The following is a 13320-nucleotide window of genomic DNA, read 5'->3' on the forward strand; positions in this document are numbered from 1 at the left end:
ATTTGACCACAAAAAAGAGGATTGGCAATGGTGGACGTGACCGTGATGGGAGCCGGAGCTTTTGGACTTTCCGTGGCCTGGGCCTGTGCCAAACGTGGGGCCAAGGTGCGGGTGATTGATCCCGGTGGCGTGGGCGCGGGCAGCAGCGGCGGATTGGTTGGCGCTTTAGCACCACATACACCGGAAAACTGGAATGTGAAAAAGGCGTTTCAGTTTGAGAGTCTGATTATGGCCGAAGGCTGGTGGGCCGAAGTCGAGGCGACCGGTGGCGTGAGCGCAGGCTACGGGCGCACGGGGCGCATTCAGCCGGTGAAAGACGAACGCGCTTTGGAGCTGGCACAGGCGCGGGCGGAAAGCGCCAAAGAGCTCTGGCAAGGCAAGGCGCAGTGGCATGTGGTGAGCCGGGACAACCTTGGCGATTGGGCGCCGGAAAGCCCCACTGGCTGGTTGATCCACGACACTTTGAGCGGGCGCATGTTCCCACGACGCGCTTGCGCGGCATTGGCTGCGGCGTTGCGCGCTAAAGGCTGCGAGATTGTTGCGGAGGGCCCGCAGGCCGGGAAGGTGGTCTGGGCCACCGGCTGGCAAGGCTTGCTCGATTTGTCTAAGAACATGGGCAAACCAGTGGGCAATGGCGTAAAGGGGCAGGCGGCGCTGTTGCGGCTGGATCAATCCACTGCACCGCAGCTCTTTGCCGATGCGGTGCACATCGTGCCACATGCGGATGGTACCGTGGCAATTGGCTCCACCAGTGAGCGGGAGTTTGACGATCCAACCAGTACGGATAGTCAATTGGATGATGTCTTGGCGCGGGCCTATGCGGCGGTGCCTGCATTGAAGGATGCAGAGGTCATCGAGCGCTGGGCAGGGGTGCGACCCCGTGCGAAAAGCCGCGCGCCGATGTTGGGTCCGCACCCAACCTGCGATGGTGCATATATCGCCAATGGTGGGTTCAAAATTGGCTTTGGTATGGGGCCAAAAGCCGGTGAGGTCATGGCAGATCTGGTTCTGGAGGGAAGGGACGAGATACCAGAGGCGTTTCGTCCGGAATTCTCGCTCTGAGCTTCATTTGACCCCAAATATCCCGGGGGAGTCGTCGCTTGCGGCGGCGGGGGCAGCGCCCCCTCTAAGCGGCCTCGACGTCAGCCTTGAGCGCGTCCATCAGTGTGGACACAGAAGCCGCATATCGGTCATTTATAAACTGCCCGTTGTCGTCAAAGGCGTTGCCGCTGTCGGCGATGCCCACTTCCGGGGCTAGGGTGATGCGCGGGCGAAACGCCACAAGGCAGCTGCGCAGCATGGTTTGCGCGCGCACGCCCCCGGCGCGACCGGCGGCAGCGCTCATTAAGGCGGTGGGTTTGCCCACCATGGGTTTTTCCCAATGGCGGCTGATCCAATCCAGCGCATTTTTCAACACACCGGTGACCGCGCCGTTGTATTCAGGCGTGGAAATCAGCACTGCGTCGGCCTCCGTAATCTGTTGCACCAACTGCTTGACCTCTTCGGGGATACCGCTGTTGCTTTCGAGATCGCCGTCATAGAGCGGGATGTTCAGATTGGCCTCCACGTACGTGTCCGCGCCATAGAGCCGAGCGGCTTCGCGCAGCAGCTTGCTGTTGGTGGAGTCCGCGCGCAGGGCGCCGGAAATTCCGAGCAGTTTGTGAGGCATAGAGCAATCTCCTTGTTCGCGTATCCAATACGTAAGGAAAAAGGCGCCGCAATCAAGCGACGCCTTTCAAACAATGGTTGTGCGTTGATACGCGGGCTTACGCCGTTGGCAGGATTACAATTTCCACACGGCGGTTTTGACGACGGCCTTCTTCATCGAGGTTAGATGCAATTGGTTGGTCCTCGCCGCGGCCAATGGTTTCGATCCGGCTGACCGGCACACCATTGGTGAGTAGCACATCGGCGACGGCGTTCGCGCGGCGCTCAGATAAGCCTTGGTTGTGGCTGGCGGAGCCGGTGTTGTCGGTGTGACCCAGGATCTGCACGGTGCTGTCCGGGTATTTGTCGAGACTGGTGGCCACTTTGGCGAGGTCATCCTGCAAGCCAGCGTTGACGGAGTAGCTGTCCACGTCAAACAGGATGTCCTGTGGTAAGGTCAGGATCAGACGGTCACCGGTGTTTTCGATGCGCACGTCATCATCCAGCTGTGCGCGCAGTTCGGCTTCTTGTTTGTCCAGAACGTTGCCGATGATGGCTCCAGCACCAGCGCCAAGGGCGGCGCCCATTAGGGCGTCACCATCGGTGACCGCGGCGATGCCTGCACCGGCCAGCGCGCCAATCAGAGCGCCGTTTTTGGTTTTGCGATATTGATCGCGGTCCTCGCCGGAGCCGGCCACATAAGCGGGGTCGGTACAGGCCGTCAGGCCCAGCAAAGCGACGGCGCTCAGGGAAAGGGGAAGTGTTTTCATCTCGTAGCCTCAAGTTTTGATGCCGTTGATCGGCATTTGAGGACTGTATACTTGGTTTTTCTGTATGCCCCAAGCAAAGAGCCGCGTGGTATCGGCAAATTGATGCCGAAGGTTGGCTTAGACTTCGGCGCGGGCGGACTCGTAGGCGAGCAGCGCGCGTTTCACGGGAAGGCCCCAGTGGTAACCGCCCAACCCACCGGATTTGCGCATGGCGCGGTGGCAGGGGATCAGCCAACTGACAGGGTTGCGGCCCACGGCGGTGCCAACAGCGCGCACGGCGCGGGGACTGCCGATGCTGCGGGCGATTTCGGCATAGGTGGTGACCTCACCCGACGGGATGCGCATGAGGGCTTCCCAAACTTTGATCTGCAGCGCGGAGCCGATCATATAGACCGGCACTTTGTCATGGTCGGCTTGTTCTGCTTGATAGGCGGCCAGCACCCAAGGGCGCAGGAACATCGGATCTTCGACAAAACTGGCGTTGGGCCAGCGGGAGAAGAGATCTTCCATGGTGGCCTCGGCACCAGTTTCGGCGGCAAAGCCGATGCCGCAGATGCCTTTTTCTGTACCCGTGACCAGCGAGAGGCCAAACGGGCTGTCAAACCAGCCCCAATAGATGGTCAGCCCCTCGCCACGCTTAGCGTAGTCGCCGGGGCTCATGGCTTCCCAACGCAAGAAAAGGTCGTGCAGGCGACCGGAGCCAGAAAGACCAACCGAATTGGCGGTGTCCAAAGTGGTGAAATGGTCGTGCAGCAGAACCTTGGCGTGGCCCAAAGTGAGGTATTGTTGGAACCGTTTTGGGGACACGCCAGCCCAGCGGGTGAACAGGCGCTGGAAGTGTGCCGGGCTCATGCCCATGGCCTTGGACAGGTCGTCCAGCGACATGTTTTCGTCGCCCTGATCGATCAGCTCAATCGCGCGGCGCATGACGTTGTAGTGATAGCCTTCGGTCATGTCATTCATCGGTGCAACTCCTGTCTTGAGGACAACTTAGTTTGGGAGGCTAAGTGCGGCGACCCGAAAATTGCGCAAAGGGCACCTCTTGACTTCATAAAAAAATGAGACATCTATGTCTCATGTTGAAAAAATCAGAAGCCAAAATCATTGAGGCGGGGTTCTCCGTCTTCTCCGCAAATCCCACAGCCACCTTGGCGGATGTCGCCAAAGAAGCGGGTGTGGGGCGTGCGACGTTGCATCGCCATTATGCCGGACGCGAGGACCTCATGGCCGCGCTGGCGATGGTGGCCATGCGGGAACTGGATGATGCCATTGAGGCAGCCACCAAAGACGCGCCGAGTTACACGGAGGCGTTGCGCCTGAGCCTGGAGGCGATCATCCCGTTGGCCGACCGACAAATGTTCCTTGCCAATGAACCGCTGGATCATGTGCCAGAGGTGCTGGAGGCCTACACTCAGCAACTGGAGGAAACCGCAGAGGCCGTTGAGGCGGCGAAAGAGGAAGGTGGGTTTGATGCCGATGTGCCGACCGCCTGGATCGTGCAGGCGATTGAAACGCTGACCTACGCCGCTTGGACTGTGGTGCGGGATGGCGATGCAACGCCTGAGGAGGCCACGGCGCTGGCCTGGCGTACTTTGCAATCAGGTTTGACGGGAGGAGCAAAATGATACCGGAACAGTTTATCGGATTGGCCGAACAGGTGGACGAGGTATTCTTCCTGATCGGGGTGGCGATCTTGGTGATCGAGATTGCCGAAGCCTGGTTCAAAGGGTCTTTGAAAGGCAAGACCTGGCTGGAGATGTTGGCGAGTGCGTCGACACAGGTGCCCTATCTGTTGCTGGAAGCGACGATGATGACGGCGCTTTACTTCGGGCTTTATGTGTTTAGCGAAACCGTGGTGAGCTGGCATTTGCCAACCACATTGCCGTGGATTGTTCTGGCCGTTTTGATTGCGGATCTGACCTATTATTGGGAGCATCGCATTGCGCATCGGGTACGGCTCCTATGGACGCAACACGCGGTGCATCACTCTAGCCGGGACTACAACATTGTAACGGCGGTGCGCTTTGGACCGCTGGAAAGCCTGTGGTCCTTCATTGCGCATATCCCCATGATCTTGGTTGGGTTTAGTCCAGATGTGGTTCTGGGATCGGTGATCCTTGTGCAGGCTTATCAGACGTGGTTGCACACAGAGTTGATTGGCAAGCTGGGGCCGCTGGAATGGGTGTTGAACACGCCAAGCCATCACCGCGTGCACCATGGCTGTGACAACAAGTATCTGGACAAAAACTATGGTGGCATCCTGATCATTTGGGACCGGTTGTTTGGCAGCTTTCAAGTGGAAGAAGAGCGTCCGCGCTATGGGCTGACCACTGATTTTGACAGCCAGAACCCGGTCAAGGTTTGGTTCTCTGAGCTGCCCGGGCTGTGGCGAGACATCAAACGCGCCAAAACTGGGCGTGAGCTATGGGGACGACTGTTTGGACCGCCGGGCTGGAAACCATAAGTGCAATGATTTGTGGGGGCGGGTTGCGAAGACCTGCCCCCGTCACCTATGTAGCCCTCAACCCAAGCACAAACGCGCAACTTTGAGATTTCTTACATGAGCCTACGCGACAAAATCGGGGCGTTTATTGACCGCCCTGCCTTTCGCAACGCCATTTTGGGCGTGATCCTGTTTAACGCCGTCATCCTTGGCATGGAAACGTCCAAACCATTGATGGAGGCCATTGGGCCTCTTCTGATCACTTTGGATGCGTTGTGTTTGGCGATTTTTGTCGGGGAGATTGTTGCCAAGCTTTATGTGCAGCGTGGCCAGTTTTTCCGCGATGGCTGGAACCTATTTGATTTCATCATTGTCGGCGTGGCGTTGGTGCCCGCTGCGCAAGGTCTGTCGGTGCTACGGGCGCTGCGCATTTTGCGCCTGCTGCGTGTGGTTTCGGTGGCACCATCGTTGCGTCGGGTGATCGAAGGGTTGCTCAACGCCTTGCCGGGCATGGGCTCCGTGTTCCTGCTGATGGCGCTGATCTTTTACATTGGTGCGGTAATGGCGACCAAGCTGTTTGGTGCGGCCTTTCCGGCTTGGTTCGGAACCCTTGGAAAATCCGGCTATTCGTTGTTTCAGATCATGACGCTGGAAAGCTGGTCCATGGGCATCGTGCGTCCGGTGATGGAGGTTTATCCCTACGCCTGGATGTTCTTTGTGCCGTTTATCTTGCTGACCACTTTTGTGGTTCTGAACCTTGTGGTGGGTCTTGTGGTGAACTCCATGCAAGACGCGCACCATGTGGAGGCTGAAGCCGAAACCGGCAACTACCGCGACGAAGTGCTGGCGCGATTGGCTGATATTGAGAAGATGCTGAAAGAGCGTGACAGCCGCTGAGGTTGATGCGGCTCCTATCAACAGCAAAAAGCCCCGCCTGAGTGTGTCAGGCGGGGCTTTTGTTGGGGTTTTGAAACCTTAGATTTTCAGGTTACGCGCCGAGTCCTTGATGGCGTCGTACTGACCAGATGGACGGAACCGCCACAGGTAATCAGCCATGATGGCTTCCGGTGCCAAAGGCTTGATGCCCAGCGCGTCAAAGCCTTGCGCGTCGTCGCCAACCACATTGTCCTTTTTGAGCAGCTTGAGCTGGTCCTTGGTGAGGACGGAGTTGTGAACCAGACCAAAAGTCACGGTCTGAAGCAGGCCAAAACCGAAAGCCATCAGGCTGCCAACAAAAAACGGCAGGTTGGCGATCAGTTTGTTGCGATGGATGATCTCGAGCATCTCGGTGACCCAGCCACGTAGGGTGTCAACTTCTGGGCCACCCAGCTCAAAGGTGCCGGTGGCCTCGCCTTTGATGCCTTTTACCGCCGCCTGAGCCACGTCATCGACGTACACCGGCTGGAATTTGGTGTCGCCGCCCACCAAGGGCAGAACCGGACCAAGGCGTGACATGGAGGCAAAACGGTTGAAGAATTGATCGTCCTGGCCAAAAATCACCGACGGACGCAAGATCATGGCGTCGGGCATGTGTTGCAGCACACCTTCTTCGCCAAGTGCTTTGGAGCGCGCATAGTCGCTGTCACTGTCCTTGTCAGCACCGATGGCGGAGATGTGCACCATCGTGTCGACGTTTTCTGCTGCGGCGATGCGGGCGACGCGCTCGGCCCCTTCGTGTTGCACAGCGTCAAATGTGTTCTTGGCGCGATCAGACAGGAGGCCCACACAGTTCACCACCGCGTCAGAGCCTTGCATCACCGCTTGAACAGAAGCGTCATCGCGGATGTTGCAGAATACAGGTTCGACCTGGCCGACAGAGCCGTAGGGCTTCACAAACATCGCCTCGTTGGGGCGGCGCACCGCCACCCGTACGAGCCAGCCTTCTTTTGCCATGCGGCGGGCAATGTGACGTCCGACAAAGCCGGAACCGCCAAAGATGGTGACAAGTTTGGACATGGGTTGCCTCCAAGGTAGACCATTTAGAGATGGGATAGCGCCGACGGCGTTTCAGAACAAGCTACAAAGGCGTGGCCGCGACAAGAAACCCCTGCAAAATTTGCCAAATTTGGGGGTGTCTTGGAGCCGGGGCTGCCAGTGAGAAAACAAAAGTGGAAAAAGTCGGAGAATCGCGTTGACACCCCCCGCAGCTAGGCTTAAACGCCTGTCTCACCAACCCGTGCCCAGATGGCGGAATTGGTAGACGCGCTAGCTTCAGGTGCTAGTGTCCGTATGGACGTGGAGGTTCGAGTCCTCTTCTGGGCACCACTTTTCTTCCAAGATTGGTCACTAGTTTGTCGCAACGGCGAGGCGCTGTTGTGTGGCTTTTTGCGTGTTGGATGGCTTCCCCATCGCAGTCGCCAAAACGACACATGGCCCACCAATTGGCGGGCCATGCGAGTGTTCTAGATTTTAGGGTTTAGTCTTTGTCGAGAGGCTTGTAGACCGTCGCGTCAATCTCCACCTTGGCGTCAACCATGATCTGAGACCGCACAGTGGAGCGGGCTGGGCCACCATTGGGAAAGTAGCTGGCGTAAACGCGGTTGAAGGTCCAGAAGTCACGCGGATCGTCGAGCCACACGCCAACTTTGGCGATGTCTTCCAGGGTGCAGTCGGCCAGTTCCAGCGCCTTGATCAGGTTTTCCATGGTGCGGCGGGTCTGGCTTTCGATGCCGCCGTCTTCGATCTCGCCGTTTTCTTTCATCGCCACCTGGCCGGAGATGAAGACAAAATCACCTGCGCGCACGGCTGGGGCAAATGGCAGGGGTTGTCCGCCTGCACCGGTGCGGTCATCGCCGAGGCGTTCGATTTTTTTGCAGCTCATGTCTGAGAGTCCTTGTGTTTGGTTAAATAAGAAAAGGGGTAGGGGCGACGGTCACCAGACTTTGCCGCGCGCTGCGACGGGGTGCGCGCCCTGAGGGGTGTCGCCACGGATCAACTGCACGTCGTCCATCATGTTGGTCACCACGCAAGCGTGGTTGGGGATGATGCGCAGGCGGTCGCCGACTGTGAGGTTGATGGTGTCAGCGGTCAGGATGCCGTGCTCTTCGGCGAGGCCGGAGATTGTGATGTCCGGGCGGCCAATGACCTTGCCGTGTCCTTGGAGGCCCAGCAGATCGGAGGTCAGCACTTTGGAGCCCGCGTCGATGATGGCACGTGAGCCGTTTGGCACCGAAACCACAGTGGCCAGAACCGTGAGAGCGCAGTCGTCTTCTGTGCAGACGCCATGCGTCACCAAGGAGCGGTCGTTGTAGATGTAGGTGCCAATCCTGTATTCGGTGGCAATGGGCACGTCGTGGGCCAACCACATACCAGGGGAGCTGCCGATAGAGACCACCGGGACCATCAGGCCAGAGGTCGAGATGAGGTCAATGGCGGTAGACAGCCAGGTTTGCACCGTGGCTTCCTGACCAATCGGGGGGTGGGTCATAAGGCCGCCAAAGATCAGGCCGGGTTTTGCGTCGATGTGGGCTGCGAGATCGGCGGCCTGTACCGGGGTCATCACGCCACAGCGCGCGCCGCCGGTGTCACATTCTACAAGCACCGTCAAAGGGGTCGACGCCTCTGCAAATGTGCCAGAAAGGCCATCCACGGTTGTCTTGCTGTCTGCGACAACGCTCAGGCGGACCTTTTCAGAAAGAGCCCGCAGGCGAGCCAATTTGTTAGCTCCGAGAATGTTGTACGTGATCAGCACATCATCGATGCCGCCTTCGGCAATCATAGCCTCAGCCTCACTGACCTTTTGGCAGCAGATTCCGACGGCTCCGGCGGCCAATTGGCGTTTGGCCAGCAGGGGCAGCTTATGGGTTTTGATATGCGGGCGCAGGTGTAGCTTGTGATCGTCACAATAGGCCTGGTAGAGGGCGATGTTGGCCTCGGCGATATCGAGGTCGATCAGCACCGCGGGGGTGTCGATGGATGGAAAACTCATGCCAGTTCCTCTTCATGCGGTGCTTCAACAATGGGCCACAACGGACGCGTCAGGCGGGTGTAAGGCGTTGTGGTTGGATCGTTCGGATAAGGGCCATTGACCGCTGCGTAGAGAATGTCAGCGGCGATGGGGGCAAAGGCGCCGTGGAAATGGTTGGTGGATTTCACGGCCACAACCTGTTTGGCGGAGACGTCGATGCCCAGGTTGGTGAAGAGGTCCGGCGAGAAAGTTTGCGAGCGGTTGGAATTGAGCACCACGTCGATGCCGTTCACGTTGACTACGGCGCAATCTCCCAAAGGCACAATGGAGTCGCCAAAGCTCTGTACCGCGTCGGTGGCGACTTTCCGCACGGTGACGGTGGCATCAATCGGAGCGCCAGCGTGGGCAGAGGTTTTACCACCAAAGCGCAGCTCGAGCTCTGCGCCTTCGCCAGCCGCGTGACATAGGCGGACAGCCATTGGATCCCAAATTGTTCCGAGCGCCATATTGGCGACGTTCATGTTCAGAGCTGCTTGCAGCAGGATGGTGGAATCGCCCGCCACACCGCCGCCGGGATTGTCCCAGACATCGGCGATGATCACCGGGCCTGTGCTTGCTACAGTGGCTTTGGTGAGGGCATCTTCGACGGTGAGAAACTCGGGTTTGGTGGTGCCGCGGAAAGAAAACAGCTCCATCCCCAACTCGTGGGCGAGCGCAGATCCAGCCGGTTTGTTACCGTTGCTGATCACGATAATTTTGGCGCCAAGGTCCGGGGAGTCGCCCGCCATAAAACCGTGGATAGTGGAAACGGACAGGGCAGTGCCGTCGGCTTCGAGTGCCATCATTTTGTCTACGAAGCCGCGCATGGGGTGTCGGCTGGTGGGCAGCACGTCCATCATGCAGACATCAAACACCGAGATCTGCGGGATGATCTCGCCACGGGCGGCGCACAGGGTCAGGTCGACACAGGCTTCGCCGGTTTCGACAAAATCTGTGTGGGGAAACTCCTTAAACACCGTGATGATGTCGGCGTTTTTCACGCGTTTGTCGCTAAGGTGGCTATGCGGATCAAAGGTCACGCCAATTGTGACAGTAGGTCCAACAATCTCGCGCACAGCTTCGATCAGGGTGCCTTCACAATCCACGCAGCCGTCGGCAATCATCGCACCGTGAAGGCCTAGGACAACGGCGTCTATTGGCAATGCGGCTTTCAACTGGTCCAGCACCTCTTTGCGCAGGCGATCCCAGGTGCGGGCGTTCACTAGGCCACCGGGTTCAGCCCAGGTCGCGGTGCCTTCGATCAGCTCCACCTCACCTGCTTTGGCGCGTTTGCGCAGAGCCGGAAAGACCGCGCTGCAAAGGGTGGGCGTTTCCGGATGCTCTCCGGGAGGGGCATAAAAGCTCTGTGCAAAATCGGCAAAATCGGTGCGCAACGGCGAAAAAGTGTTGGTTTCGGTGGCAACCGAAGCACAGAAAACCCGCATGGTTTGGTCCTTTGTTAATCAAGTCGGGCAAGCATCACACAGGATGCTTGCCCAAGTCCCCACCCATAATTGGAGGAGTGGGGTGGGATCGGTTTAATCGAGATAGCTGGCAGCGTTGGCAGCAGAAACCTCAGCCTTGAACTTGGCCAGAAGTTCACCGGCGCGGGCGTCCATATTCTCTGCCACATGGGCTTCAAACGCAGGCTGCGCCGCACCGGCCATGGCGGCACGCTGTTCGTCAGACAGGGCGGTCACTTCGATTTTGTCCATCAGGCCAGCCAGACCACGATCAGAGGCTTCGATGATACGGGACAGGCCACGGCTAGCGGCCACACAGTTTTCCGCAGCGGTGTGGATGGTGGCACGCTCGCTGTCGCTCAGGCCTTCATAAAACGCGCGGTTGATCATGAAGGTGTATGGCGAGAACAGGTGGTTGGTCAGGGTCATGTGCTTTTGCACTTCGGCGAAGTTGGCAAAAGAGATGATTGGCACCGGGTTCATCTGACCGTCGATCACGCCGGTTTGCAGGCCGGAGTAGACCTCACCCCAGGACAGTGGATAGGCCTCTGCACCCAGGGACTGCATGATCTTCTGGTGAGATGGCAGGGTCATGGTACGGATGCGGATGCCTTCGAAGTCTTTCAGGTCGGCAATCGCGTGTTTGGAGTTGGTCACCGCAAAGAAACCGCCGGTGTCCGGGAAGCCCAGAACCACAACGTCGCCCAGTTCCGCTTCGATGTCTGCGGCCAGCTCTTTGCCAAAGTCACCGTCAAACACTTCGTAGGTGGAAGCGTTGCCATTAAAGGCAAATGGCAGGTTCAGCACGTCGATACGTGGGTAGTAGCTGGCCAGTGCGCCGGTGGAGGTCAGGGTGGCTTGGATGATGCCATCGCGAACCTGCTGAACGTGCTCAGCGGCGGAGCCAAGCTGGTTGGAGCCGAAGACTTCGACAGACACAGAGCCGTTGGTGTCCGCGGTTACGATGTTGGAGAACACGGCGGTACAGGCGTGGGCCGGGTTTTCAAACGGGTCTGTTTTGTTGTCGTGGCCAAATTTGATCACGCCGCCAGCGGATGCGCTGGTCGCGGTCATTGTCGCGGCAATTGCCAGACCTTTGATAAGAGTTTTCATGGGTTCCTCCCGTTGGGTTTAGTTATTGGTGTTTATTGAGCAAAGCCGAGCATTCGGGGCAGCCAGAGTGCGGCGTCTTCCCAGAAGGCAAAGGCAAATAGGATGGCGACTTCGGCGAGCAGGAACGGGAACAGCTTGATGGAGATGCGTTCCAGTTTTTCGCCGGTGACCGAGGATAAGACAAAGAGGCAGGCACCGACCGGTGGCGTCATCAACGAGATGTTCAGTGCCAGCACAAAAATGATACCTGCGTGGATCGGCTCGAGGCCAACCTGTTCGGTCAGAGGCACCAGGACCGGGGCCAAGATGATCAGGATGGCGGTGATGTCCATCACCATACCAACCAGCAAAAGCAGGCCGATGATGATGGCAATAACGGCGTAGCGGTTGTCTGAGAGTCCCAGAACGGTTTCCGCGATCAATTGCGGGATGCGCTCAAAGCTCATCCACCAGCCAAGGATGCCAGCAAAGGCGATGATCACAAAGATCACGCCGGTGATGCGTGCGGTGCGCACCAACATGCCGTAAAAGCCTTTGATGGTCAGGGTGCGGTAAACAAACACGCCAATGAACACCGCATAGGCCACGGCGATGGAGGCCGCTTCGGTGGGGGTGACCACGCCGCCAAGGATGCCGCCAAGGATAATGACAGGCATGGCGAGCGCTGTGAGGGACGAGACAAAAGTGTCCCACATTTCGCGTGGCGTGGCGCCGCGTGCGGCTTTGGGCAGGTTTTCGCGTTTGCCGCCAATGGCGATGACGCACATGCAAACAAGGCAGATCACGAGGCCGGGCAGGACGCCGGCGGCAAACAGGCCTGCGATCGAGACACCCATCAAGGAGCCATAGACCACCATCAGGCCGGAAGGCGGAATGGTGGGGCCGATGATGGAGCCGGCGGCGGTCACGGCGCAGGCGTAATCCCGTTTGTAGCCTTCTTTCACCATCGCGGGGACAAGGGTGCGGCCAAAGGCGGCGGCGTCGGCAGTGGCAGAGCCGGTGAGGCCGGCAAAAAAGACAGAGGCGAGCATGTTGGTGTGGGCCAAGCCACCGCGGAAGCGACCAACCAGCACTTGCGCCAGCTTCACCAAGCGGTTGGTGATGCCAATGTCATTCATGATTTCCCCAGCTAGGATGAAAAACGGCATCGCAAGGAATGGGAAAATGTTCAGCCCGTTGAAGACCTTGCTTGGACCGATGGCGAGAAATTGGGTTCCGGCCATGTCGATCAGCCCCACAACACCTGCCAGGCCAATGGCAAAGCCAATGGGCATACCAAAGAGGATGAGCAGCACAAATGTGATGGCGACAATCATGAGGTTTCCTCTTCGAGGTGATCAGAGAAGGGCGGATTGTCGATATGCGTGCCCAGGTCGCGCAACAAAACGAGCGCAAGCTGAAGAGAGGATAAGATCGCGGCCACTGGGATCGCGGCATAGAAAGGCGCGAGGCTGACACCAAAGACCATCGCCTGTCGTGGTGCGCCGGATTGCGCAAAGGCGATGCCATACCATGCCACGTAGAGGAACAGTGCCAGAGCAATGATGTCCATTAGGATCAAAATGGCGCGGCGGACTTGATTTGGCAGAACCATGATAAAGGCTGTCAGCCCAATGTGGTCGCGCCGGGCAATGCCGGATGACACCGCCAGCATCGCGGCCCAGATCATCAGATAGCGAGCCAGCACTTCGGGCCACGGCAGTTGCCAGTGAAAGAAGTAGCGGTCGACCACTCCGAGCCAGACATCAAGCACCAAGGCCAGCATCAGGGCTGCAACAATGGCCTCAACCACTGTGTTGATCTTCGCGCTGGCAGTTTCTGCCCAGTGACGCATCGGCCCCTCCCCTGGAACGATATATGTACTTTAGGTACGTATATTTTTATTTTCGGCAGGTAATCAAGCGAAATCCGTTACTAAGGTACACAATTGGCAGCAAG

General features: G+C 58.2%; 14 protein-coding genes and 1 tRNA gene. 5 read left to right on the plus strand and 10 right to left on the minus strand.

Translation table 11 applies throughout. The annotated features are described in order from the left end of the window. Positions 1-27: 27 nt before the first annotated feature. Complete coding sequence (locus tag Q0955_RS07740; RefSeq protein WP_299422633.1) at positions 28-1062, plus strand: FAD-dependent oxidoreductase; 1035 nt, start codon at positions 28-30, stop codon at positions 1060-1062. 64 nt (positions 1063-1126) lie between these two features. Here the strand turns inward: Q0955_RS07740 and Q0955_RS07745 are convergent, their stop codons facing one another. The 3 genes from Q0955_RS07745 to Q0955_RS07755 form a co-directional block, all read right to left on the minus strand. Beyond that, positions 1127-1669, minus strand: a complete 543-nt coding sequence (locus Q0955_RS07745; protein ID WP_299422637.1) for an NAD(P)H-dependent oxidoreductase — start codon at positions 1667-1669, stop codon at positions 1127-1129. A gap of 97 nt (positions 1670-1766) precedes the next feature. Then, positions 1767-2417 (minus strand): OmpA family protein, encoded by a 651-nt coding sequence (locus tag Q0955_RS07750; protein ID WP_299422640.1) that lies wholly within the window; start codon positions 2415-2417, stop codon positions 1767-1769. Positions 2418-2534: 117 nt separating this feature from the next. Next, positions 2535-3380 (minus strand): bifunctional helix-turn-helix domain-containing protein/methylated-DNA--[protein]-cysteine S-methyltransferase, encoded by an 846-nt coding sequence (locus Q0955_RS07755; RefSeq protein WP_299422642.1) that lies wholly within the window; start codon positions 3378-3380, stop codon positions 2535-2537. Between the two features lie 113 nt (positions 3381-3493). Between Q0955_RS07755 and Q0955_RS07760 the strand changes: the two genes are divergently transcribed. From Q0955_RS07760 to Q0955_RS07770, 3 genes are all read left to right on the plus strand, one after another. Next, on the plus strand, positions 3494-4042 hold the full coding sequence (locus tag Q0955_RS07760; protein WP_299422644.1) for a TetR/AcrR family transcriptional regulator: 549 nt from the start codon (positions 3494-3496) through the stop codon (positions 4040-4042). After that, positions 4039-4881, plus strand: coding sequence for a sterol desaturase family protein (locus Q0955_RS07765; RefSeq protein ID WP_299422647.1), 843 nt, complete (start codon positions 4039-4041; stop codon positions 4879-4881). The genes Q0955_RS07760 and Q0955_RS07765 overlap by 4 nt, the downstream gene beginning before the upstream one ends. 96 nt (positions 4882-4977) lie before the next feature. Continuing rightward, on the plus strand, positions 4978-5757 hold the full coding sequence (locus tag Q0955_RS07770; protein WP_299422650.1) for an ion transporter: 780 nt from the start codon (positions 4978-4980) through the stop codon (positions 5755-5757). Positions 5758-5835: 78 nt separating this feature from the next. Here Q0955_RS07770 and Q0955_RS07775 read toward each other — a convergent pair whose 3' ends face one another. Next, positions 5836-6816 (minus strand): complex I NDUFA9 subunit family protein, encoded by a 981-nt coding sequence (locus tag Q0955_RS07775; protein WP_299422653.1) that lies wholly within the window; start codon positions 6814-6816, stop codon positions 5836-5838. Between the two features lie 222 nt (positions 6817-7038). Between Q0955_RS07775 and Q0955_RS07780 the strand changes: the two genes are divergently transcribed. Then, a tRNA-Leu gene (locus Q0955_RS07780) sits at positions 7039-7125 on the plus strand. 151 nt (positions 7126-7276) lie between these two features. Here Q0955_RS07780 and Q0955_RS07785 read toward each other — a convergent pair. From Q0955_RS07785 to Q0955_RS07810, 6 genes are all read right to left on the minus strand, one after another. Further along, a complete protein-coding gene (locus Q0955_RS07785; RefSeq protein ID WP_299422655.1) occupies positions 7277-7681 on the minus strand; it encodes a RidA family protein in 405 nt (134 codons plus the stop codon). Between the two features lie 51 nt (positions 7682-7732). Beyond that, the gene (locus tag Q0955_RS07790; protein ID WP_299422658.1) at positions 7733-8788 is read right to left on the minus strand and encodes a D-TA family PLP-dependent enzyme; all 1056 of its coding nucleotides are present in this window, start codon (positions 8786-8788) and stop codon (positions 7733-7735) included. Further along, on the minus strand, positions 8785-10251 hold the full coding sequence (locus tag Q0955_RS07795; protein ID WP_299422660.1) for a M81 family metallopeptidase: 1467 nt from the start codon (positions 10249-10251) through the stop codon (positions 8785-8787). Before Q0955_RS07795 ends, Q0955_RS07790 begins: the two co-directional genes overlap by 4 nt. Before the next feature lie 93 nt (positions 10252-10344). Further along, the gene (locus Q0955_RS07800; RefSeq protein WP_299422662.1) at positions 10345-11382 is read right to left on the minus strand and encodes a DctP family TRAP transporter solute-binding subunit; all 1038 of its coding nucleotides are present in this window, start codon (positions 11380-11382) and stop codon (positions 10345-10347) included. A gap of 32 nt (positions 11383-11414) precedes the next feature. Beyond that, entirely contained in the window at positions 11415-12698 is a 1284-nt protein-coding gene (locus tag Q0955_RS07805; RefSeq protein WP_299422665.1) for a TRAP transporter large permease, read from the minus strand. Continuing rightward, positions 12695-13216 (minus strand): TRAP transporter small permease, encoded by a 522-nt coding sequence (locus Q0955_RS07810; protein WP_299422668.1) that lies wholly within the window; start codon positions 13214-13216, stop codon positions 12695-12697. The genes Q0955_RS07805 and Q0955_RS07810 overlap by 4 nt, the downstream gene beginning before the upstream one ends. Between the last annotated feature and the right edge of the window lie 104 nt (positions 13217-13320).

It is taken from the genome of uncultured Shimia sp., from assembly GCF_947493595.1.
Taxonomy (GTDB): domain Bacteria; phylum Pseudomonadota; class Alphaproteobacteria; order Rhodobacterales; family Rhodobacteraceae; genus Shimia.